The organism is Dyadobacter pollutisoli, assembly GCF_026625565.1.
Classification (GTDB): domain Bacteria; phylum Bacteroidota; class Bacteroidia; order Cytophagales; family Spirosomataceae; genus Dyadobacter; species Dyadobacter pollutisoli.
The window spans coordinates 124064-147947 of record NZ_CP112998.1; the positions used below are offsets into that span (position 1 = coordinate 124064).

General features: G+C 45.7%; 24 protein-coding genes. 17 read left to right on the plus strand and 7 right to left on the minus strand.

The genetic code is table 11. From position 1 onward, the window contains the following. A complete protein-coding gene (locus ON006_RS00585; RefSeq protein WP_244824610.1) occupies nucleotides 1-1404 on the plus strand; it encodes a sigma-54-dependent transcriptional regulator in 1404 nt (467 codons plus the stop codon). 7 nt (nucleotides 1405-1411) lie between these two features. On the opposite strand, the gene ON006_RS00590 is transcribed toward ON006_RS00585, so the two are convergent. Continuing rightward, entirely contained in the window at nucleotides 1412-3952 is a 2541-nt protein-coding gene (locus ON006_RS00590) for a tetratricopeptide repeat-containing sensor histidine kinase (protein ID WP_244824611.1), read from the minus strand. A 331-nt stretch (nucleotides 3953-4283) separates the two neighbouring features. Between ON006_RS00590 and ON006_RS00595 the strand changes: the two genes are divergently transcribed. From ON006_RS00595 to ON006_RS00625, 7 genes are all read left to right on the plus strand, one after another. Further along, the gene (locus tag ON006_RS00595) at nucleotides 4284-4868 is read left to right on the plus strand and encodes a Crp/Fnr family transcriptional regulator (protein ID WP_244824612.1); all 585 of its coding nucleotides are present in this window, start codon (nucleotides 4284-4286) and stop codon (nucleotides 4866-4868) included. A 38-nt stretch (nucleotides 4869-4906) separates the two neighbouring features. Next, nucleotides 4907-5545, plus strand: a complete 639-nt coding sequence (locus ON006_RS00600) for an NAD(P)H-binding protein (RefSeq protein ID WP_244824613.1) — start codon at nucleotides 4907-4909, stop codon at nucleotides 5543-5545. Between the two features lie 60 nt (nucleotides 5546-5605). After that, nucleotides 5606-6031 (plus strand): cupin domain-containing protein, encoded by a 426-nt coding sequence (locus ON006_RS00605; RefSeq protein ID WP_244824614.1) that lies wholly within the window; start codon nucleotides 5606-5608, stop codon nucleotides 6029-6031. A 251-nt stretch (nucleotides 6032-6282) separates the two neighbouring features. Continuing rightward, nucleotides 6283-7113 carry an alpha/beta fold hydrolase gene (locus ON006_RS00610; protein WP_244824615.1) on the plus strand — a complete coding sequence of 277 codons (831 nt, stop codon included), beginning with the start codon at nucleotides 6283-6285 and terminating at the stop codon, nucleotides 7111-7113. Between the two features lie 98 nt (nucleotides 7114-7211). Further along, complete coding sequence (locus ON006_RS00615) at nucleotides 7212-7961, plus strand: putative quinol monooxygenase (protein ID WP_244824616.1); 750 nt, start codon at nucleotides 7212-7214, stop codon at nucleotides 7959-7961. A 48-nt stretch (nucleotides 7962-8009) separates the two neighbouring features. Beyond that, nucleotides 8010-8825 carry a DJ-1/PfpI/YhbO family deglycase/protease gene (locus tag ON006_RS00620; RefSeq protein WP_244824617.1) on the plus strand — a complete coding sequence of 272 codons (816 nt, stop codon included), beginning with the start codon at nucleotides 8010-8012 and terminating at the stop codon, nucleotides 8823-8825. A gap of 47 nt (nucleotides 8826-8872) precedes the next feature. Then, nucleotides 8873-9853: an aldo/keto reductase gene (locus tag ON006_RS00625; RefSeq protein WP_244824618.1), complete on the plus strand. Its 981-nt coding sequence runs from the start codon at nucleotides 8873-8875 to the stop codon at nucleotides 9851-9853. Between the two features lie 117 nt (nucleotides 9854-9970). Here ON006_RS00625 and ON006_RS00630 read toward each other — a convergent pair whose 3' ends face one another. The 6 genes from ON006_RS00630 to ON006_RS00650 form a co-directional block, all read right to left on the minus strand. Beyond that, nucleotides 9971-10696 (minus strand): peroxiredoxin family protein, encoded by a 726-nt coding sequence (locus tag ON006_RS00630; RefSeq protein WP_244824619.1) that lies wholly within the window; start codon nucleotides 10694-10696, stop codon nucleotides 9971-9973. A gap of 32 nt (nucleotides 10697-10728) precedes the next feature. Beyond that, the gene (locus ON006_RS00635; RefSeq protein WP_244824620.1) at nucleotides 10729-11838 is read right to left on the minus strand and encodes an alkene reductase; all 1110 of its coding nucleotides are present in this window, start codon (nucleotides 11836-11838) and stop codon (nucleotides 10729-10731) included. 145 nt (nucleotides 11839-11983) lie between these two features. Further along, entirely contained in the window at nucleotides 11984-12250 is a 267-nt protein-coding gene (locus tag ON006_RS32175) for a 2TM domain-containing protein (RefSeq protein ID WP_374760249.1), read from the minus strand. 61 nt (nucleotides 12251-12311) lie between these two features. Beyond that, entirely contained in the window at nucleotides 12312-12899 is a 588-nt protein-coding gene (locus ON006_RS00640; RefSeq protein ID WP_244824621.1) for an NAD(P)H-dependent oxidoreductase, read from the minus strand. A gap of 77 nt (nucleotides 12900-12976) precedes the next feature. Then, nucleotides 12977-13594 carry a Crp/Fnr family transcriptional regulator gene (locus ON006_RS00645; RefSeq protein ID WP_244824622.1) on the minus strand — a complete coding sequence of 206 codons (618 nt, stop codon included), beginning with the start codon at nucleotides 13592-13594 and terminating at the stop codon, nucleotides 12977-12979. A gap of 333 nt (nucleotides 13595-13927) precedes the next feature. After that, nucleotides 13928-14101 (minus strand): hypothetical protein, encoded by a 174-nt coding sequence (locus tag ON006_RS00650; RefSeq protein ID WP_244824623.1) that lies wholly within the window; start codon nucleotides 14099-14101, stop codon nucleotides 13928-13930. Nucleotides 14102-14352: 251 nt separating this feature from the next. On the opposite strand from ON006_RS00650, the gene ON006_RS00655 reads away from it, so the two are divergent. The 9 genes from ON006_RS00655 to ON006_RS00695 all read left to right on the plus strand — a co-directional run bounded on the left by ON006_RS00655 (nucleotide 14353) and on the right by ON006_RS00695 (nucleotide 23845). After that, entirely contained in the window at nucleotides 14353-15360 is a 1008-nt protein-coding gene (locus ON006_RS00655) for a sensor histidine kinase (RefSeq protein ID WP_244824624.1), read from the plus strand. Next, the gene (locus tag ON006_RS00660) at nucleotides 15357-16142 is read left to right on the plus strand and encodes a LytR/AlgR family response regulator transcription factor (protein ID WP_244824625.1); all 786 of its coding nucleotides are present in this window, start codon (nucleotides 15357-15359) and stop codon (nucleotides 16140-16142) included. Before ON006_RS00655 ends, ON006_RS00660 begins: the two co-directional genes overlap by 4 nt. A gap of 141 nt (nucleotides 16143-16283) precedes the next feature. Then, the gene (locus tag ON006_RS00665; protein WP_244824626.1) at nucleotides 16284-16784 is read left to right on the plus strand and encodes a DUF6515 family protein; all 501 of its coding nucleotides are present in this window, start codon (nucleotides 16284-16286) and stop codon (nucleotides 16782-16784) included. Nucleotides 16785-16840: 56 nt separating this feature from the next. Next, complete coding sequence (locus tag ON006_RS00670) at nucleotides 16841-19165, plus strand: TonB-dependent receptor (RefSeq protein WP_244824627.1); 2325 nt, start codon at nucleotides 16841-16843, stop codon at nucleotides 19163-19165. Between the two features lie 8 nt (nucleotides 19166-19173). Continuing rightward, nucleotides 19174-19980, plus strand: coding sequence for a DUF4249 domain-containing protein (locus ON006_RS00675; RefSeq protein WP_244824628.1), 807 nt, complete (start codon nucleotides 19174-19176; stop codon nucleotides 19978-19980). A gap of 16 nt (nucleotides 19981-19996) precedes the next feature. After that, nucleotides 19997-20806 carry a hypothetical protein gene (locus ON006_RS00680; RefSeq protein ID WP_244824629.1) on the plus strand — a complete coding sequence of 270 codons (810 nt, stop codon included), beginning with the start codon at nucleotides 19997-19999 and terminating at the stop codon, nucleotides 20804-20806. 134 nt (nucleotides 20807-20940) lie between these two features. Then, nucleotides 20941-21318, plus strand: a complete 378-nt coding sequence (locus ON006_RS00685; RefSeq protein ID WP_244824630.1) for a DUF2147 domain-containing protein — start codon at nucleotides 20941-20943, stop codon at nucleotides 21316-21318. Between the two features lie 71 nt (nucleotides 21319-21389). Continuing rightward, a complete protein-coding gene (locus ON006_RS00690) occupies nucleotides 21390-22709 on the plus strand; it encodes a TolC family protein (RefSeq protein WP_244824631.1) in 1320 nt (439 codons plus the stop codon). 11 nt (nucleotides 22710-22720) lie between these two features. Then, the gene (locus ON006_RS00695) at nucleotides 22721-23845 is read left to right on the plus strand and encodes an efflux RND transporter periplasmic adaptor subunit (RefSeq protein WP_244824632.1); all 1125 of its coding nucleotides are present in this window, start codon (nucleotides 22721-22723) and stop codon (nucleotides 23843-23845) included. Nucleotides 23846-23884: the final 39 nt, after the last annotated feature.

Consider the following 23884-nt stretch of genomic DNA (forward strand, 5'->3'; position numbering starts at 1 on the left):
ATGGGCTTAAAGGTATTTATAGTGGAAGATCAGTTCATCGAGGCCAATGACCTGCAACTGATTTTGGAAAGTGCCGGACATTTTGTTTGTGGCATCGCAAAATCCGTGACCACCGCCCTTGAATTCCTAAAAACAAACAAGCCCGATATCGTTTTGTTGGATATATTCCTGAGAGGACCTCAAACGGGTATTGACCTGGCACTCACGCTCACAACAGAAAACATCCCGTTCATTTTCATTTCTGCCAATTCCGACCCATCGACATTTGACGCTGCCAAAGCAACAAGGCCTGATGGCTTTCTTATCAAGCCATTCAGAAAACTGGATATTCTTGTGGCGCTGGATATTGCCATTTACCGGCATCAATATGCTACTGAGCATGCCCATAACCAGGATAAATGGCTGAAAAACAGCAGCGTTGTTTCGGGACGTAGTGAAGCCAGGGTAGAATTTAAACAGATCATCGGGCGTAGCCCCAAACTGCTGCAAGCCCTGGACCTGGTCAGTCAGGTAGCGCCATTGGATACCTCCGTACTGATTTTGGGAGAAACGGGAGTTGGCAAAGAGGGTATCGCCAAGGCAATTCATCAGCTCTCAAAAAGAAAAAATAAGCCGCTTATCAAAGTCAATTGCGGGGCGATTCCTCCCAGCCTGATTGAATCGGAATTATTTGGACATGAAAAAGGTTCGTTTTCCGGGGCTTCTGACAGACGGATTGGGAAGTTTGAACAGGCCCAGGGCGGGACGATTTTTTTGGATGAGATCGGTGAAATGCCTTTGGAAACACAAACGAAATTACTCCGCGTTATCCAGGAAAAGGAATTGGAACGGATTGGCGGCCGGACGACCATCAAGCTGGACATCCGGTTCATTACTGCAACCAACCGCAATCTGTACAAAGAAGTGGCAGCCGGAAAGTTTCGGATCGATCTGTATTACAGAATTAATGTCTTTTCGATCACACTTGCGCCTCTGCGCGAACGGACCGAAGATATTCCCGGTCTGGTCGACTTTTTTCTGAAAAAAAATGCTAAACTGTCTGATAGTCAGCCAAAAAAAATAAGTCAGGAGGCTCTTAAAAAACTGCTCACTTATTCCTGGCCGGGAAACATCAGGGAACTTGAAAATGTAATTGAGAGGCATATCATTATAAATTCATCGGGTTTTATCTCATCCATAGACCTTCCGGAAGACGAAACGGCAGGAAGTCAGAAATTGGGGGATGTTTCGAAAATCCAATCCCTTGCAGAGAATGAAAAACAATACATTCTGGCAGCGCTAACAAAAAGCAATGGGAAAATTTCCGGCAAAGGCGGGGCGGCGGAGATCCTGAACTTACCGGCTGCGACACTGGTTTCCAAGATGAAAAAGCTCGGAATCAGCTGGAATTTTGTTACGGGATAATGCAAACCTAAATGGCTATCTCCTGCAAATCCTCCTGGTTTGAACCCATGACCAATTTGTGGTCAAATTCGATCAGCAGCATTGTTCCAGGCTGACTTTTTATGGTAAAATCTCCTTCCAGATCTTCTGTAAGTCCTTTGATCAGTTTCAGTCCAAAGGACTTGATTTCCTCTATATCAAAATCCTGTGGGAGCCCAATTCCGTCGTCAGCAATGGAGAGCAACAGTCTTCCGTCATCGATTTTGGCTAAACTAACCTTAATTTCACCTTCCTGCTGATTGGGAAAAGCATATTTAAGAGAATTTGTAATGGCTTCATTTAAGATCAAACCAACGGGGACCGCCTCGACCAGGTCCAATTGAATATCCTCAACGTTCACATCGAAAATAATACGTTTACCCAAATTAAAGCTGTTATCCAGGTAATATACCAGCTCATGAATATAGCTGGGCATGGAAATACCACTCATATTCTGGGACTGGTAAATCCTCTGATGCAGCATGGACATCGCCTGAATCCTGTGACGGCTTTCTAAAATTGCATTGACAGCTACATCTTCCTTAAGGTAAGCGGATTGGGAATTCAAAAGGCTTATGACGATCTGCAGATTATTTTTAACACGATGATGGACCTCTTTAAGCAGCCATTCCTTTTCGTTAACCAGTCGAATAAGAGAGGAGTTTTTGATGTTGATGGTTTTCTGTTGTTCTTCCAATTGCAGGTTCTTATTTTGTTTGAGCCGGTAACGGTTGTACAACAGCCCCAATAGACAAAACAGGGCAGCAAACCCGGCATAAGTGAATTTTTCTGTGCGTGCTGACAATTCCAGTTTCTGCTTTTGCAGCGTTGCCTCTTTTTGCAGGATTTTGAAGTCCTTTTCTCTCTGGGCGATCTTAAAATTGACCTTTAAAATAGAAAACTCTTTATCCTTGGTGGTCTTTGCGATGGAGTCCTTGAGAAATACGTAGCGCTGGTAATTACCGATCGATGCAAGATAATTACCAGCCGCGGAATCCGCCTTGGAAATGAGCAGTCGGCCTTCCGTTTCGAATGCCGCGGTGAGGTTTTTTGAAGCCAGGGCCTTTTTAAGATAAGGATCTGCCTGAATGAATTTCCCTCTCTCTGCGTAAAACCTGCCGATTGTTAAATAGGCTTCGGCACCTGCAATTGTCAGACTTTTTCTCGTCGCAAACTTTCGTGAATACTCAACGTCGTTGTTTAGCCGGATCATTTCGACATAATACTTTTCCGCCGTTTTTAAGTCCTTCAGAGCGGCATAGCAGTCCCCAAACATCGCTGCCACCAACTGTTTACTTTGTGCTAAGTTCGGAGAATGCTCGTTTTTTAGAAAGGATCGAAGAAATTGAAGCGCCTCTTTTGGATTTCCCATCTTGATTTGTGCATCAGTCAGGGATTTTAGTACTGTGTAGGTATTAGCGTCATTGACATACATTTTAGAGAAGGATAATTTGAAATATTTGATGCTGGCAGGAAGGTCGCCCAGGTTGTAATACAAACTTCCGACGGCCGCATAAGAGAGATCAATTTGGGTACTGTCTCCCATCGTTTTTGATGCTTTTAAATCCAATAAGGCATATTGCAACGCCTTATCCATATTAGCTTGATTTTGGTAAACCTGGGAAAGTCTTCGGTATGTCAAGGGCAATCTCTTCGTAATACCAGCAGACTTGTAGGTTTCCGCGGCGGCCAGGTAAAACTTTTCAGCCAAGTCAATTCTGCTATTGAGAGAATGGACATATGCAATATTGGACTGGCAATCTCCCGCCGATTTGTAGTCCCCCAGCTCTTGGAAAAGTTTGAGCGCCTGACCATAACTGTAAATTTCTATTGCGTAAGTGCTATCAGAATCAGGTAAATTCCGGCCTAGTTCATCCCACCAGTGTGCTAATCCCGCCTTGTCGCCAATTTGTTGATGGTATCGGATAACACGATAAAAACATTCCTTTCCCAGCGTCATTTCGCCTAAATGAAAATGATATTTACCTTCGGCAATAGAAACTTCGGTCATCCATTGCCTTGATTTTAGCTTCCGACTCAGACTGTTCGCCATTTGCAAATATGGATACGCCTTGCGTAACTCTTCTGGTTTGGCATCTCTGTTATCAAGATAACATTCACCAAAAGTCTTAAGTAAACAAACTTTCAGTTCTCCATATACATTATTAAGCATAAGTCTCGCAGCGGCGTAGTCCTTCTTTTTCAAATAAGATACCAAAGCCAGATAAGTTGCATTGTTATATCCTGTAGCATATTTCAGGGATTTGCTGAGCGCTATTGCTGAACGGGCAAAAAACAGAGCACTGTCAATTGAGCCACGTGATTCGTTTCTATGATATACAGCGCCAACTTTCAAAAGCAAATCAACTTTTGACGTATCCTCTTTTGCTTTCCTGAGCTGACTCAGATAGCGTGAAAGATGATAAATCGGATCCCTCCCGATCCCAATGACGCCAGGTGTCGGCTGCGCCAGAGTGCAGTTGATCAGGAAGAAGAGAATGCCGGATAGGAGCGTTCGTTTGAGCGTCATAAGTCGATGATTTATGCTGGGTATTGTTGCCTTAACCGGGGTTATATCCTGGCACTGAATGAATTGCCACTCTCCAATTTACGATCTTTTCAAAGTCCCTCAAATGGAAAAAAAGCAATTTTTTTCCACGCTCACGGAATGGCGATATATCGTATTAGAATCTCGTTAGATGTGTATATAATGTATTAATAATCAATAATTTAATGTATGGTATGATATTTTAATTATAAGTATAAATATATATCACATAAGCTACTCACCTTTGAAAAAATGAATACTAACCCAATTATCCTGTTCGCCAAATGGCAGGTAAATCTGAATTATTGATGTCATGGATAAATTGCGAAAACATATCGAAGAAATTACGCCGGTAAGTGACGAAGAGTTTGAATATGTCAAAACATTCCTTACCAGGAAGAGAGTCAGGAAACATCAGTACCTGATCCAGGTAGGAGATATAGTAACCTGTGATTACTGGATTACCAGAGGCATTTTCAGGGCTTTTTATGTCGACAAAACAGGCAAGGAGCATATTCTGCAATTCGCCCTCGAGAATTCGTGGTTGTCGGATTACAATGCCTTTTTTAATCAGACAGAATCGAAAATGAATATTGTTTGCATGGAGGATGCGGAAGTGCTTTGTCTTACGCTTTTAGCCAAGGAAAAACTGGCTTCCGAGCTGCACAAAATGGAGCATTTTTTCAGAATGAAAGTGACCAGAGGTTATACGGTGCAGCAACACAGGATTATCTCTTTACTTTCTAATAATCCCCGGCAGCGCTATGAAGAATTTGAGAGTTTGTATCCCAACATTGTAAAAAAAGTCCCCAAAAAATACATAGCGGAATATCTCGGGATCAGCCGCGAAACGCTTAGCAGACTTTACCCGGTCAGTCATAGGCATGCATCAATTTGAAGTACTGAAAATGGTTTGTAAAGCAAAATTGGTAAAATATGAAAGCGTTGATCATTGGAGCAACGGGGGCCACTGGTATGGATCTCGTAAATGTATTATTGCAGGATCCGGACTACAAAGAAGTTGTCGTGTTCGTACGTCGTCCTACCGGCATCGTTCACATCAAGTTGTCTGAACTCGTTGTTGATTTTGATCAAATCGAAGAGGTGTCGGCCTCCATCAAAGGAGATGTCTGGTTCTCGTGCCTGGGGACTACGCTCAAAGCGGCAGGCTCCAAGGAAAAACATTGGCACATCGATTATGAAATCCCGGTCAGGTTCGCGCATATCGCCAAAAGAAACGGCATTTCCAGGGCGGTACTGCTTTCGTCTTACGGTGCTTTGTCGAAGAGTAATGTGTCTTATTTAAGAATCAAAGGGCAATTGGAAGAGCAGATTGCCAGTCTTGCATTTGATCAGTATATCATATTCAGGCCGGGGATTTTGTTACGGAAAGATACCGACCGACTGGGGGAAGAAGTGTCTGCCGGCCTGCTGAATTTCATGAATGGATTGGGATTGTTCAAGAAATTTAGACCTATGCCGACTTCAACACTTGCCGAAAAAATGGCAAAGGCACCCAAAGTTTTGGAAGCCGGGAAGTATGTTATTGAGCGGGATGAAATCTTCGGATTTTAAAAATTCCTCCTGCTCCGTGCATCCAATAGTCATGCATTTCTACACTTAAATATGAATACTATGAAAGCAAATCTGATCGTACCGGTCTATCTGTTTTACCTTTTATCCGTAGGGGTAAATGCAGAAGCCCAGCAATTGAAACATCTGGTTATTGAAAGTATGGAAGCAAAAGCAATTTCCGATGGAATTACGCTTCGGTCCGAGTCGGGATCCAATGGTACATTTGGTTATTTCGTCATGAAAAAGGGTGCTTCGGTTCCGGTTCACAGTCATGCAAATGAGCAATACTCATTTATATTAAAAGGCAGCGTAAAAGCTGCTATTGGAGACACCACGATGATTATCAAAGCGGGTGAAACTGTGCTCATACCTTCTAATGTTCCCCATAGTTTTACAAGTCTGGAAGAAGGAACTATTGATCTCGATTTCTTTGCGCCCCGTCGGGAGGATTGGATCAATGGCACAGCCGACTATTTTAAGAAATAGCATAAACAAATTTGACCCCCAAGTGAATACTCGACCTAACGTCTAGCGAGTAGGGTTACCTTTTGTCTTTATGTTAAAATCTCACCAGAATTATTGATTTATCAAAAAAAATGCCCTTACTCAATTTTGACACATTTGTGTCAGGCAGACCTTCCTTTTACAGGCCAACTTTGCATCATCAACCTCCATTAACTAAATCGATCAGGAGGTTGCTTTAACCATTTTATGTAACAACTCAATTTAAAAACAAAATGAAAAAAACAGTTTTATCGCTGCTATCAGCAGCGTTCGCAGTATCTGCCATTGCATCATGTTCCACTGATGACGACAATGTGATTGCCAATCCAAACACCTACGTGCTGGTACACGGCGCATGGCAAGCCCCATACGTATGGGACGCTGTAAAGTCTGACCTGACCAATAAGGGTAACAAAGTGGTGGTCGTTGAACTCCCTGGCCACGGCGCCGACAAGACGCCGACATATCAGCTAACATTGGATGTTTACCGCGATAAAGTGATCGAGGCGATCTCTAAAACGGATGGCAAAGTAATCCTGGTAGGACACAGCATGGGTGGAATGGTCGTAACCAGTGTCGCCGAGAAGATTCCTCAGAAAATTAGCAGGCTGGTATATATAGGCGCATTTGTACCTGCCTCCGGACAAAGCCTAGGTGAGCTTTCGATGGCTGACCCAAATTCGAAACTTGGACCTCAGCTGACTCAATCCGACGACAAGCTAACGCTTGATGTAAAACGCGATCAACTGACTTACCTTTTCATTAATGATGGCAGCCAAGCTGCCAAAGATCAGGTCCTTGCGAACTATCGGGCAGAGCCCGCGATTCCATTTGGAAATGCGATCACGCTGACCAGTGCGGGTTTTGGCTCGGTAGAAAAGGTTTATATCAAGACCCTGCAGGACATCGTGATAACCCCGGGATTTCAGGACAAAATGATTGCAGGAGCGGGTATCAAGAAGGTTTTGCAGGTCAATACGAGCCATTCTCCCTTTCTTTCCCAGCCGCGCGCGGTTTCGGGTCTGTTGCTTCAAATCGGACAAGAAATAAGCGTTAAACCTTAGATTAAAGAAGGCAACCGGCGCAGGGTTGAAAGGTGAAAGATGAAAAGGTACTTTTCTTTTAACCTTGCGCGTGCCGCACTTTAAAGATCAAAAAACCAATGAAAGCAACAACACAATTGTCAGTTTCCAGGAAGCGGACAGTTACTTCCATCGCAGTGCTGTTACTCCTGCTTAATGCCAACCTGAACGCGCAAAACAAGAATATGGTAGCCCGATTGACACGATATGAAGTGAAACCGGAACATCAGAATGGATTCCGCAAAGCGATCAGCGAATATGTCCTGCGTTCTCTGGATTTGGGAAGCAACATCATGGCAGAAGCCTATTTTGAAGAGGCAAATCCTACTGTTTGGTGGATTATTGAAAGATGGAGTTCCAAAAAGGAATTCGAGAAAAACAGCGCGAGCTCAGGGTTTAAAGCGACAGAACTGTTATTCGCGAAAGCACTGGTTCAACCTGCCAAAGTCATCTACGTCAAAGACCTGGAACCACTTTCCAAACAGCAATGGCGTAAAACTGCAAGGAAGAATGACAAGCCTATCACCATTATGCTGTTCGTGGACGCCAAAGCCGGGACGGAGGGTAACTTTAAAAAGGTTTATCATACCGCCATGCCTCAATTCCGTGGTGAACCCGGTGTCGTTACCTACCAGCTTTCCCAGCTTGAAGAAGACAGCACCCGGTTTGTCACTTATGAGAAGTTCAGGGGTGAAGATGCTTTTCAATACCATCTGAAATTCCCCCCCATACAGCCGGTGATCGACTATTTGGAAACCAGTATCAGACAACAACCCTTCCAAACCGGAATTCACAGACTGATCGAATTTGCACCCCTTACCCGGGAATAACAGGGTAAAAACAATTAACAAAAACTACAAACAATCAAAAACTCAAAAATGAAAACGGTTAATCAAATTGTACTGACAGGCGTCCTTAGCACGCTTGCTTTATTGAATGCAAATGCCCAGGTTAAAGTAAGTGCCGGGCAAATCAAATCCAGTGAACTGGAAGTATTGAATCAACTGGCATCCCACACGGAGGTTGTCAACATGCCGGTATCGCAACTACTCAATGCTCCTGGAAACGAAGCACTCAGGGCATTCTTTTTTACCCCGGTAAAAGACAAGTCGGCTTTGAAGGGAAAAAAGATCGCAGTCATTGCCGCCGATGGCTTCGAGGAAATCGAATTGCTCGGGCCAGTGTGGTATTTCCGGGAACTGGGCGCCCAGGTCGACATCGTTGCTCCCAAATACAACCCGGCGCCGGCAAGGTATGGCCTTGTCCAACCAGAAATGGCCAAAACACATATCATGGCGATACAGTACCTGCAACCTGTGGGTTGGGTAAAAGTGGATCGCAGGGCGGAGCAGGTCAAAGTAGGCGACTACGATGCTGTGTTTATTCCCGGCGGTGCCTGGAACCCGGATAACCTTCGCTACGACAAAGATGTGATCCGCTTCATCCAGGATTTTAACAAATCAGGAAAGCTGATTGCCGCCATTTGCCATGCTCCTGTTGTGTTGGCATCTGCGGATATTCTGAAAGGGAAGAAACTGACCGGCTACTGGAATATCCAGGTCGATCTGAAAAATGCGGGCGGTATCGTAGAGGACACACCGGTGGTAACAGATGGTAACCTCATCACCAGCAGACACCCGATTGATGTGGCTGACTTCTCGAGAGCGGTTGAACAGTGGCTTGTAAAACGTTGATCGTATTTGATATTAAAAGTCAAAATACCAACTAGAAAATCAATAGCATGGAATACAGAAAATTGGGAAATACTGATCTTAATTTATCAGTAATAACCTACGGCAGCTTCGCAATCGGAGGCACCATGTGGGCGGGAACAGAGAAAAAAGAAGCACAGGAGGCGATCACTGCTTCACTTGACCACGGCGTCACCACGCTGGATACGGCGCCATTTTATGGGCTTGGCCTCAGTGAGAAACTGATCGGTGAGACGATCGGAGGAATGGACCGTTCGAAGATTCAGATACTGACAAAATTCGGGATGGTTTGGGATGGCAGCAACAACGGGAAAGGGGATTTTATGTTTGATATTGAAAATGAAGGTAAAATTTATCCTATCTACAAATTCGCCTCAAAAGCCAATGTGATCAAGGAAGCCGAAGAGAGCTTAAAACGATTGGGGACAGACTATATCGATTTGTTACAACTTCATTGGTTTGATTCCACCACACCAGTTGATGAAACGATGGAAGCATTGCAGCTACTGATCGATCAGGGTAAAATCCGGGCAGCGGGGGTCAGCAACTATAATAATGAACAGATGCTGGAAGCTCAGAAAAGTATCCGTCTGGCGTCCAATCAGCTGCCTTACAGCATGCTGAAAAGGGAAATTGAATCGGAAGTGATCCCCGCTGCCATCAAAAACAATGTTGGCATTATCGCTTATAGTCCGCTGGAAAGGGGTTTGCTGACCGGTAGATTCTTTAAATGCGATACCTTGAAATCCAGCGACCATCGCAACGGTTATTTCGCTCAATTCGACCTCGAAAAAGTAAAATCCTTGTTAGAACGAATTGAGCCGATTGCGCAGGACAAAGGAGTCTCGCTTTCACAATTGGTGCTGAGATGGACAACCCTTCAGCCCGGTATCACAGCGGTACTGGCGGGAGCGAGGAATAAAGAACAGGCGATCAGCAACGCTCAGGCTGCCCAGATCAGCCTTAGCAAAGAAGAGCTCAACTTCATTGATGACCAGCTTGCCGATTAAACTAATACCCGGAGTCCGCATATGGACTCCGGGTATTAAATTTATTTTCAATGCCAAATGAGAAAAGGCGTGTAACAATTACCGTTATACGCCTTTTCTCATTTGCACTTCTGGTTTTTACATCAGCGAATTGACAGCAGACGTTATCTCTTCTCGCACTTTCGGGCTCGAATGCATAATCATTTTTATATCACCCGCCTGGTCAATGACAATGCTGGTTGGCCATAAGTTGATCTGGTACTTTTTATCAACTTCACGTGAATTCGGCAACAGCGTGTAATTGAAGGTGCGTTTCTTTTGGAATGTCTTTACCTGTTCCCCGCTATTAAAAGTCAAAGCCAGAAAAACGACATTTTTGCCGTCATAATCCTTGACCAGTTCATTTAATTCCGGCATTTCCTCAATACACGGAGCGCAGGAGGTGAACCAAAAGTTGAGTACCACAATCTTACCGCGAAGGTCTTGTAAAGTCCAGCGTTTGCCCTGCAGATCCGTAAGTTTAAAATCAGGAGCTGGCTTATTCAGCATGGATGCGACAGCCTGAGTTCTTTTGGCATCTGCATCTTCAAATTGTTTCTTCAGTTCGTCAGTCATCCTGATCAGACGGACAATCCCTTTTGCGTCATCTTCGTCGTTGTGCCCGAAGAAAACCTTGCCCCAGGCTTTGTTCAAACTGTCCAGTTTTTCAATGGGAAACACTTTGCCATCGGGCAGTAAGTAGGTGATGGCTTGCTTTGGCGGCTGGCTTGCGCCGGATAATACCTGGGCCACAGACAGGTATGAAACACACAAGGAAGCTGCGGTCAGGCAGCTTCCAGTGTACAGTTTTCTGTATTTCATCATTGCTGATTTATGTTAGCTTTTTCGATTCTTGTTCAGACCAATACAGCTTGCTGATATGTTTCCCAATCCGTGTAGCCGTGGCTACCTAAGCCATAGTGCAGGTTACGGTCCGGAGGGGTCAGTTCCCAATTATTTTGTAAACGTTCCACCAAATCCGGATTGGATATAAATGGCTCTCCAAACCCGGCAATATCAATCGTTCCGGCATTGATCAGCCGTTCCGACTTGTTCCTGTCCATACTGCCTGCAAGAATGATCACGCCATCATACCAGGAACGGAAACGTTCTATAAAGCCTTCTGGCAATGCATGGCTGCCTTTGGATTGCTGATCCATGATATGAATGTAGACGATATCTCTTTTAGCCAATTCTTTTGCAAGATATTGGTAGGTAGCTTCAATCTCATCATAATGTGGCAGATCACCCAAGCCGCCATACGGTGTTAGCCTGATGCCCACTTTGTCTTTACCGATAGCCTCTATACTTGCATCAACAGCTTCCAATAAAAACCTGGACCGGTTTTCGATACTTCCGCCGTATTCATCGGTGCGGTTGTTTACAAAAGGATTCAGGAACTGCTCAATCAGATAACCATTGGCACCATGCAGCTCCACACCGTCAAAACCGGCTTCGATGGCATTTTTGGCGGCATTGGCAAAATCATCCACAACCTGCCTCACTTCATCGTTTAAAAGAGCACGTGGTTTTGAAGAAATCACAAAACCTTCGTTCCCGTTTTCATCATATCCCCAGGAGAAAGAGCTGGATGCCTGAATATCCGAAGGACCGACCGGGGCTATTCCACCAGGCTGGTTGGATGTATGGGACACCCTACCTACATGCCACAATTGGCTAAATATCGTACTGCCATTTTCATGTACAGCCCTGGTCACTTTTTTCCATCCTTCTACTTGCTCTGCTGTATATAATCCTGGAATGTACAACACTCCTTTTGCAGTGCCCGAAATCGCTGTTCCTTCTGTTATGATCAGTCCCGCACCTGAACGTTGTGCATAGTACAATGCATTGTTACCATTGGGGATACCATCCGCATTTCTGGCCCTTGTCATTGGGGCCATAGCAATGCGGTTTTTCAATTGTAAAGAACCGATCGTGGCCGGTTCGAAAATAGGGGTTGTCATCGCTAATATGATTTGATTGTTTTTAAGGCCAAATACTTTGTAATACAGAAGAAAAATGAACTGGCTTTCCGAGGTAAATTTACCGTCATCAGCAACCCGGAGGGAAGGAAGGAAATCACTAATAAAATGTGAGCGAAATCACAAGTCATAATGCGGCTGAATGCATTTTGCTGCTGATCCATAATTTCAGCTTTTGATACCTTTCTAATTTGGATACAATTGCTCGGAGGAAGTGGACCTGTAAAACCTTTGTCCAAGCTGCGATTGCCCATAAATGCCATGGGGAAGTGCTGCCGGTAAGTTGCCACCCAAGCAAGATAGCCGGAGTTGCGAGAAGGAAAACAAGTAAGTGGATTCTGAAACTTTTTTTTGAGTTGATGGGTGCATGGACCCAATTGGTCTGATGTATCATGATTTCTAAGATTATTGAGAATATTTTTTGAGATAATTAAAATTGTAAAGCTTGATCAGGGCTACCTGAATTGTTTACCTAGTTCCTGGACTTTCCGCAGCCAATTTTTCCGGTGCTTATCAGTTGATTTTCTGATAAACCCAAATGTGGAGAACCTGACGGGATCGAAACCTACGTAGCCGAATATGATGTCTTTAAGTATCTGGTATTGGGACGCACGATAAATAATGTAGAACCACCAAGTCGGTGTGTCCATCGTTACGAGGATTCGCATGCTTTTTCCCCTCAGAAGTTTTTCAGGGAAATTTTTTCCGGAATGGTTTTTAAAGGCAAAGCCAGGCAGAAATATCCGGTCAATAAAACCTTTGGTGATGGCTGGCATAAATCCCCACCAGTTTGGGTAGGCGAGTACTACGTGGTCGGCCCACTGGATAAGCATTTGTGAATTAATCAGGTCTTCTTCCAGCTGCATCACTTCCCCGTTTTTATACCCGCCCGAAAGATTTACGTCAAAATTCAGTCTTGATATATACATGGTTTTACAATTGGCACCAGCACTTTCTGCACCGCTTTGATAGGCATCCAGCAAGGCTTTGCAATAAGAATTTTCTGAGGGGTGTCCGAGGATGAGTAATATGTTCTTTTCCATTGCAGATCAACTTTTAATTTGATACTACAAAGGTGGACGGGAACAGGAAGGTGTACCTGACACAAATGTGTCAAAAATTATTTTTGCGCGACTTTCTGGCGAATCCTGGTGAGTGATTGTCTTTCTATGCCAAGATAACTACAAAGGTGAGATAGTGAAATCCTGTTAAAAAGGGCGGAACGATGCTGAATGAAATCGAGATAACGCTCTTCTGCTATTTGAAATACAAAACTTTCAATGCGTGCCTGCTGCTGCCTGAGGACTTCTTCGGCTATTAACCGCCCATATTTCTCAAAATTTTGAGATTGTTTATATAACCATTGAAGGTCATCAAACGACAGACAGGCGAATGTCGTGGGTTCCAGGCACTGAATAGAATATTTACTAGGTTTTTGAATGATAAACGAAGGATAGTGGGTGGCATAGTCACCCTCGGGATAAAAACCAACAGTTCTTTCATTTCCATCCTTATCAATGTAGAAAGAACGAACCAACCCTTTTGTTACGAATCCCAATAGCTTTTGAGTTTCGCCGGACTTTAGAAATAGTTCTTTCTTTTTTAACTCTATGAATTTGAGCCTAAGGGCATATTGAGAAAGCTCAGACTCGGTGATAGAAGGACAGACTTCTTTGACCGATTCTAGAAAAAATTTGGTCTCTGAATATATTATTTTTTCATCTGTTGAGAATGCCATATCCTAAAAATAAAAAATTTGGGTCAAATTGTACGTACCCCAATACGGCGGACAATATACGGCTGAGAAATACAGTAATTCAGTAAGCTCAAATCATCAACCGTAGGTTTACACTATTAATTTTCAGGATTAGGAGAGTGGTCACTAAAATTCTTGCTATCAGCGCTTTTTCATGCTAAATTTGTACATGATTGCAGCCCACAAAATCTTGGTGAGCAATTCGGTGAGCAGACTTTTTAATGTTTTCGTAAGATATTGATTTTCAGTGAAATGTAGGATTGTTTCATGTCCCTCTCTCTCTGCAGGAGCCATAAGTAATTAATATTTAATGAGTTATAGCGGAGCGAAATCTCCGCTATCTGTGTTTTTGCCGAATTTAACTAGCTGATTTTCAGGATCGTTTGCGAGCGACAATGCGAAAAAGTTGCTGATGTTGGTGAGCAATTCGGTGAGCGTTTTTCCTCGCAATTTGGTTGCTCCCCGGGAGAAAAAGCTAAGTGCCTTCATTGTTTTTAATTAGTAAGTTTCGTCTGCAAAACTTACATGAATGGTTTGGTGCGGAACCCCAATTCTTCGACTTTTATTATCTTTTGTCTGGCGTTTAGGGACACTTACAGCAGGTGTGCCGCCACTAGCCTCCTGAGAGATCAGTCGGCCTGTTAGGGACCATCATGGCCGTTTGATATTCACATTTGTCCCTTTCGTTTCCGCGGCTATCCATTGATTGCATTATTTTCAACTTCTTTAATTTATTTTAGATGATGAAAAAATTTAATCTTTGGCCGGGGCTTGTAATTTCGATGTTCATAGCTTTGATCGTTTTCATACCAAGCGCCATACGGTTAGACCAGGAGGAAAAGAGCGAACTTGTATTAAGGAATGCTGCACTTACATTTCTCATATCTATTTTCTGCTGGATCGCAAACCAATACACACTCAGTGCGGCTTGGATCAAGGGTAAGGCACTGAAAACCGGCTTTGCACTTACCGCTTGTGTGCTGGTCGCCATTGTAATTCTTTACCCTTTGCGGGAAATGCGCACCGAGAACTTCCCGATGATGAACCTTAACGGTCTTTCGGAAGATCGAAGACTATTGATGATGGCGTTTCGGGGGCTGCTGATAGGCGGACTTCAATATTTTGTTTCCTTCTATCTCAAACTTGTCACAGACAGCCAGAATTCCAGAATTGAGAATCAGCTGCTCAAACAGGAAAATCTGGAAGCCCGGCTCAACCTGCTGAAGCAACAGGTAAATCCCCATTTTCTGTTTAACTCGCTGAGCACACTCAGGACGATTGCCCCAGATGCTCCTACAAAAAAATACGTGATGCAGCTTGCCAATGTATATCGTTATCTGCTTGGCAGTGAGCAGGAACATCTGACGGTACTGGAAAAGGAGCTGGAATTTACGCGGTCTTATCTTTACATTTTGCAGGAGCGCTTTGAACACGGTCTCCATGTGGAGATTGAACTTCGGGAGGCCAGCCTCAGCCGCAGCATTCCGCCGTATTCATTGCAGATTCTGATAGAAAATGCAGTAAAGCACAATATCGTTTCCGAGGATGCACCGCTTACGATCCGTATCTATGTAGAATCGGAAATGCTTTGCGTGGAAAACAACGTTCTGCCCAGAATGTCCGTGGAAGAAAGTACGGGAAAGGGTTTAAAAAATATTAAGGAACGCTACCGGCTGCTTTCGAGCCGTGAGATTGAGATCATTGAAAATAGTTCCTATTTTATCGTCAAATTGCCCCTATTAAAATGAGAGTACTGATCATAGAAGATGAAATAAAATCCGGAAAGGAGCTGAAAGTGCAGCTGGAAATTCTGGATGACCGCATTGAAATAGCCGCTATACTGCCTTCCATCATAAGTGCCGTGAAATGGTTTTCTGAAAACGACGCGCCCGACCTGATATTTTCGGACATCCAGCTCGCGGACGGCCTTAGTTTCGAGATTTTCAAACAGGTCAAACCCAGCGCGCCGGTGATTTTTTGCACGGCTTACGATGCGTATGCAATTCGTGCCTTTGAAACCAATAGCATTGATTATTTGCTAAAACCCATTGATGAAAAAAAACTAGAAGCCAGTCTCCAAAAATATGACCGTATGAAGGCTGCATTCGGCCCGGCCGACGGAAGCAGATATGAGGAGATACTGACAAAGAAAATGGAGCAGATGCTGCAAAAGTTAGGTTCAGGTTCCCACAAATCGACCCTATTGATACACCATCAGGACAAGATCATCCCACTGAAAATAACGGACATTGCCTATATCCACTACGAAAACAGCCTGGTGAGCGCCTATTCATTTTTAGGACAGAAATATGTACTGATCCACACCCTGGACGAGCTTGAAAGCCTCGTTGACAGTTCCCTGTTTTTCCGGGCCAACCGGCAGTTTATCATTAACCGCAACAGCATCGTCAACGCGGAACATTATTTTACCAGACGCCTGGTCCTAAAACTGTCCATTCCGGCTTCTGAGCCAGTGATCGTATCCAAAGTGAAGTCTTCCGAATTTTTGCGTTGGATGGAAGGCCATTGATCCTGGTCCGTTCAGCTTCCTGTTTGTCCCTTTCATTTCGATTAGTCGGAAGTGCAGCCATGCCCGGTTTTAATTTTGAGAAGAAATCAAAGCTTCATCAGCCCATTGGTTTAGTCATTTCAAAAATTAAAACAACATTCCATGAAAACGTTAAAAGTGTTTCTGGCCATCACCATGATCGCCTTCTCATTGCAGACAAATGCCCAGTCTTCGGTGACGGTAATCCGGAGGCCTCCGCGCGAATCGAAAATCATCGTACATGCCGGGGTTCGATACCATTATCATGGCGGCGTATATTACAAACCGTACGGTCGCCAATACGTGGTTGTTCGTCCGCCCGTCGGCTTGCGCGTGACCATCCTGCCCGCTGGATACACCCGCGTTACACTGGGCGGCCTTCCTTATTTTTATGTCGGTGGCGTCTATTACGTTCAGCGTGCACCCGGCGCGTACGAGGTGGCGGAGCCTCCAATAGAATTGGTCACAAACAACAACCCTTCCCAATTATCCGCCCTGCCCGAAGGCACACAAAGCGTTTACATTGCTGGTAAGAAATATTACAAAATCAACGATACCTACTATGAAAAGTCAGTTTCCGAAAATGGGAACGAAAGTTATGTGGTGGTCGGCAAGGTTGATTAAACGTTAATTTATCAGCCCTAATTCGGCGTTTTTTACACTGCATATCATTTCAATTTATGACCCCATTTATCAAGCTGACGCTCTGCCTGATCCTGCTGGCGGCAGGGAATTCGTTTGCACAACAAAAACAAGCTACCATTGCCGGCACTGTGAAAGATGCAGCAACCGGCGAAACGCTCATCGGTGCCACGGTAAGGGTAAAACAGCTGCCTGCCACCGGTACGGTAACCAACGAATACGGCTTTTACTCGCTGAGCCTGCCACCAGGAACATACACGCTGATGTATTCTCTGGTTGGTTTTAGTGAAAAGGCATTTGAAATAGCACTGGTTTCAGACCAAAAACTGGACGTCATCCTGTCCGACCATGCTACCACGCTGAACGAGGTGGTAATCACCGCCGACAAAAATGACAAGGTTTCCAGCACACAAATGGGTGCAGAAAAGCTGAATATCAAGGAAATCAGTACTGTTCCCGTCCTGTTTGGAGAACGGGACCCGCTCAAAGTCCTGCAATTGTTGCCGGGGATCAAGTCGGCGGGGGACGGCGGGAGCGGCTTTTACGTACGGGGCGGGGCCACCGATCAAAATATGATCCTGCTCGACGAAGCACCTGTTTACAATGCGTCTCACCTGCTCGGTTTTTTCTCCACTTTCAACGCCGATGCCATTAAGGATATGACCGTTTACAAAGGGGGAATGCCCGCCCAGTATGGCGGGAGGCTTTCGTCGGTACTTGACATCAAAATGAATGAGGGCAACAACCAGGATTATGAGGTGAGTGGCGGGATCGGGCTTATTTCGGCCAAGCTGAATGTGGAGGGACCCATTCAGAAAGACAAATCCTCATTCCTGCTTTCCGCCCGGCGAACCTACGCCGATGTGTTTTTGAAGGCTTCCAGCGAGTACAGGGATTATCGTCTTTATTTCTATGATTTAAATGCCAAATTAAATTTCAGTCTTGGCGAAAAAGACCGCTTGTACGTCTCGGGTTACTTCGGAAAAGATGATATGGGTATGGGGGAAGCCTTCGGCCTGCAATGGGGAAATGCGACGGCCACCGTGCGCTGGAACCACATCTTCAACAGTAAACTTTTTTCCAATACCTCCCTGATTTTCAGCAATTACGACTACAATGTAGCCATTCAAAATGGCGGAAACCAGTTTGATATCTTTTCCCAGATCCGCGATTATAACCTCAAACAGGAGTTTCAATGGTTTCCCAATCACAAAAACACGGTGCGGTTCGGCGTGAATGCAATCCACCATACCATCACACCCGGTGAGGTGACGCCCATCGGTACATCGAGTATCAATGCTTCGGAATTACAAAAAAGATTTTCCTGGGAAAGTGCCTTGTTTGTTTCCAACAGCTGGCAGCTATCGTCCAAACTGAACCTGACCTACGGCCTGAGGCTCACTGCGTTCAGTGCCATCGGAGAAGGGGATTTTTATACCGTGACCCCGGCGGGAATGGTAACCGATACCCTGCATTACCACAAGGGACAGGTCGCCAAAACCTACCTGAACCTGGAACCGAGGTTATCTGCCAGTTATCAGTTGGGCGAGCATGCTTCCGTGAAGGCGTCTTACGTCCGGAACGTGCAGAACCTGCACCTGATATCCAATTCCACGGCCTCGAACCCGACAGACAAGTGGATCGCGAGTAACAACAACATCAAGCCCGAAATAGCCGACCAGGTTTCACTGGGATATTACAGAAACCTCGCTGAAAACCGCTACGAACTCAGTACGGAGGTTTATTATAAAACCATGCAAAATCAGATCGACTACCGTAGCGGAGCCAATATATTCAGCAATTTCGATGCCATTGAAACCCAGCTGCTGTTCGGTAAGGGGCGGGCGTACGGATCCGAATGGCAGCTGAAAAAGAAGTCGGGCAAACTTACCGGCTGGATCAGCTATACGTTGTCCAAAACGGAGCGAAAAATTGATGGTATCAATGACAACCTTTGGTACAACGCCCGCCAGGACCGTACGCATGATGTTGCCCTGGTGGGTATTTATGAGCTGAACAAAAAATGGACGTTGTCTGCAAACTGGGTTTACTACACCGGAAATGCGATCACTTTTCCGGCTGGCAAATATCAGGTGGATGGCCAGACCGCCTACTACTATACCGAACGAAACGGCTACCGGATGCCTGACTATCACCGCCTGGACCTGGGTGCAACGATGAAATTACGCGACCGTAAAAACCTAAAACAGGAGCTGGCGTTCAGCCTATACAATGCTTATGGCAGGGAAAACACGTATACCATCGAATTCCGGGACAGCGAGTCAGTCCCCGGCAGAACGGAGGCCGTCCAAACCGCACTTTTCAAATTTATTCCGTCGATCAGTTACAATTTTAAATTTTAACCGAAGATATGTCAACCATAAAACATACGACCACATTGCTGCTGCTCACATCTTTTCTTTATTCCTGCGAAAAGGTGATCGACGTTGAGCTGGACCCGGCCGATCAGCAGTACGTGATTGAAGGACAGATCACCAATCAGGAAAAGGGTGCCCTGGTGGTGATCTCCCAAACCACGGATTTCGAAAACACAGGTACTTATCCGGGTATTTCCGGCGCAATCGTCACCATTTCCGACACGGAGGGAAATGTCTTTCCTTTAGCAGAAACACAGCAGGGGTTTTATCAGGATACTCTTTTGCTGGGGAAGCCCGGAATGACTTACCACCTTCATGTAAAATTAAACGGTAATGAGTATACGGCAACTTCGGTGATGCCTTACCGCGTAAAAATGGATTCATTATTTGTAAAAAAAGATGGTTCCAATCTCTCAAACAAGGAGCGCTACCTTGCCCATGTTGGTTACACAGATCCCAGCAACGCAGTCAATTTTTACCGTTTTGTTCAATTCAAAAACGGGGTTAAGGAGAAAACCATTTTTATTAGGAATGACGAACGGACAAATGGTAATGAGGTCACTGCCCCTCTCCGTTACCCGGCTGATGATGACAATGACATACTGACCGGCGACAAAATCCGCGTGGAAATGCAGTGCATAGATCATGCCGCGTACCAGTACTGGTACAGCCTCGACCGCGGCGCACTGGGCGACGGGAGCGCTGCATCACCGGCCAATCCGGTCAGCAATATGCAAGGCGGTGCCCTGGGGTATTTCAGCGCACACACCAGTGAGACACGTGAAATAACAGTACCCTGAACAAATGTTATCCTGTATGAAAAACATAGCATTGACCCATGCCGGACTGTACTTCTGCTCTATTTTCCTGCTGCTCTGCGCCGAACGGACGTTGGCCCGAATTCCCGGCGACACGATACCAAAAAAGCAGGTGCCGCTCCTTTCCGTCTCACTAAAAAGTCAGTTCCCCATACAACAGGCAATAGGGCTTGAAGTGATGACGAAAATGAAACTTTCAGGTTATTTCGGTTTCGGGCAATTTTCAAGGTTTTACACGACTGTCGCCTTGAATGCACTGCCGAACAAAAAAGTGGAACAGCAAATGCGGCGACAATTCATCAAGGACAACCTGAGAGATGGCACCGTTTTTGAAGCCGGGCTTGCCTATCACTTTCCCAAACGCAGGAAATTCTACGCCGGGATCAATTTTCAGAATCAGCACTTCACGCTGCCCTCTACGACACAGCAATTGGTTGAAAACTATGACTTCCTGGACAGTCAGGACCGGAAAGACAAAATACTGGACCTGGTAGATAAAAATGCCAGGCTCAGGGAATTTTACGAAACCACCGAGATCATTTCGAAGGTCACGCTGCAAAGGCTCAGTATTACCATAGGCAGACGTTTTGGTGTCAGGAAAATACCACGTTTCGGGCTTCACACAGAGTTGTCGGGACAATGGAATATGGGTAGCAGTACCTCGATTGAATCCAGCTCGCGCATCGGGAATGTCCTCGTTAACCAATTCGCGGAGCCCATTTTGCAAGAGAAAACCAAGGATAGTTTCAGTTCCTTCTTTTTGCCTTCGCTGACCCTTAAAGTAAGCTATGCCCTGGTGACACGGTAGCGTAATCCCTGCCTGCGATACAGCCTGGCAACTATTCTGTCCCTTTCGACCGGCAATGTGTCCTCTTCATTCCGTTTCGACAAAAAGGACATTTGAACCGGTGTTTATTTTGAAAACCAAACTTACAAAAACTCATGAATCCACTCAGGAAACTGGCAGGTTGCACGGCGGTCATTCTTCTTTTTCTATGTACCATTTGCTACGGTCAAAACGAGATTACCGGAAAATGGCTCAGCCCTGACGGCGATCGCAAAATTGAAATCTGTGAAAGCAACAGCAGTTTTTTTGGAAAAATTATCTGGCTGAAAAGTACTGCCGGTAAGGTACGGGTCGGAGATATCGTACTGAAGGATATCACTTACAAAAATGGCCACTGGGTAGGGAAAGCGTATATACCTGCACGTAACCGGGACATTTCTGTCAGCATCTCCATGCCTGACAAAGAGGAACTTGAAATTACCGGAAAAGTGGGTATGATGAGCCAAAAGAAGCTATGGAAAAGAGTTGAATGAATTGGAATGTGCTGTTTTCCGATCCATGGCTATTGGTCAATTTTTGCTAAAAAGCGTAAGAGCTTGCTGAAATGATAAACTTAAGATTAAGAATTATATTACTCCTCCTTTGTCCCGCCGGTTTTTCAGGCCAGGCCCAGATCAGGTTTAGCTCACTCGAAGAAGTGTTCGGTTATGCAGATCAAAATGCTATCAGTATACAAAGCGCCAAGGATCAGCAGCTGATTGCGGCCTTAAAAACCAGGGCGGCGAAAGGCGCCTTGGTCCCGGCTGTGAATGCTTCGGCCGGGTTCAATGATAACATAACGCTTCAGCCCACGCTCGTTCCGGCCAGCCTGTTCAATCCTGCCGCCCCTGAGGGAACATTTAATGAATATACTTTCGGCAGGAAATACCTGTACAGCACTGGGGTGCAGGTAAGTTGGGACTTGATCAATTTCCAAAAGTGGTTCGATGTGAAAACCATGGCGGCGTCGCAAACTCTCAGTGAGGCCAATACCCGTAGTGCCCGGTTTCAGGTTTACAACCAGCTTGCGCAGACCTATTATTCCATCCTGCTTACTGATAAATACATTTCCATCGCCATTGGCAACATCGCGGCGGCGGACAGCATTTACCGCATTGCAAAGGACAAATACGACGCCGGCATATTTACCGAAGAAAACCTGAACCGCAGCAAAATCCAGCACAGACAAGCTGTCCAGCAAGCCAGCAACCTTTCCGCATCTCTTACCCAATTGTACAACCAGTTACAGTCCCAATTGAACACGTCCGAGCAGGTTATGCTTGCCACAGAATTAACCGGGCCTCAGCCTGGCACCGTTGGAGAAGAAAGCACTGCGCCCATTCACCCGCAGGTTCAGGCTGAGCAGGCCCAGCTGCGACTGAACGAGCGGCAACTTGCTCAAAGCCGGACCCTGGCATATCCTTCGCTGGCAGTAGTTTATCAATTTAACCGCAACTGGGCCACTGATAAAATGTTTGACCTATCGGCTGCCAACACCCTGCCCCAGCAATTCTGGGGTGTCAAGCTGAGCATCCCCGTTTTCAACGGTCTGTCTATCCGGGAAAAGGTCACCCAGGCGCAAATACAGCTTCATCAGCAGCAACAGGTATTAGACAATCAGGCACGCGTCTCCCAAAAGGAAGACGAGAACCTGCTGATCCAGTTCCGGCAGAGCGCAGAAGACCTGAAACAACAGGAGGCGATCCTGCAGCTCCAAAGCAGCAGTGACAGCCATACCAACGACCGGTATGAAAGCGGGATCATCGGCCTGGACGAACGGCTGGACAAGTTCCAGGACCTGCTGCTAGTGCAGAACCAGTACATGCAAAGCCTTAGCAACTATTATGTTAGCTATTACCAACGCTATCTGCGGATAAAACTATAATGTCGAAGTCAATGAAGGCAAACAGCACGACAATGATTACAGCAATGCTGCTGACGTGCCTCTGGGCATGCAGTGGCCAACAAGAAACCCGTCCGATCAGGAAAAGTCTGCAGCAGGCCGTTTTTGCCAGTGGCCACCTGGAACAGGAAAATGAATATGTGATCGCCGCCACGGCGGAAGGCACGATCAGGGAGCTTAATATGCGCGAGGGGGATAAGCTTACCTCCGGGCAGATCCTTGTCCGCATCAAAAGCGATGTTGCCCGCACCCAATTGCAGGAAGCACGGATTGTGTACAACGATGCCCGCAAAAATGCAACCCCTGACGCACCGCAGCTATCGCAGCTACAGGCGCAAATCGGTTTGGCACGGGCACAGCTTGACCAGAACCGGCTCAATTATGAACGTTATAGGGCATTAAGAAGCAAAAATTCGGTATCGCAGCTGGAATTTGAAAAAGCCGAACTGCAGTACAAAACTGCACAGAGTAACCTTGTTGCGTTAGAGAAAAGTTACAGCCAGGCGCAGGATGCGCTGCGCCTGAACGCCGACAGAAGTCTGCAACAGGTAAAAACCCAGCAGGCTATATTGAGCGAGTACGAAATCAGTTCGGATAAGCCGGGAGTTGTGCTGGATGTGCTCAAAAAAGAGGGTGAGTTGGTGCGCAAGGGCGAGGTAATTGCTAGGATCGGCAGCGGCCGGCACATTATGAAACTTTTCATTGCAGAGGACGATATCACGCGGCTCAGCACACGCCAGCGTGCTATCATACAAATGAACAATTATCCCGACAGCACCTTCACCGCTATCATCACCCGCATTTTACCCGCATTCGACCAGACGGCACAATCGTATATCGTGGAAGCCGTATTCCTAAACCCGCCGCCGCTGCTGTTATCGGGTACCCAGTTACAGGCCAATATTGTGCAGGAAGGGGTAAAGCCTGTGCTGGTGATCCCGTCTGCGGCTTTGGTCAGAGGGCAATTTGTACAAATGCGCGACGGAACAGAAAGGGCGATCAGGACGGGGCAGAAAGCAGGGAGTTGGGTGGAGGTTAAAGCAGGCCTGACGGAGCAGGATGTCATTCTTTTACCAGAGGATAAAGACCAGAAACAAGGCGCACTACCTGGCACCTGACAAGAGCGAACACCAAGAATCCGCATATGCGATATGAAA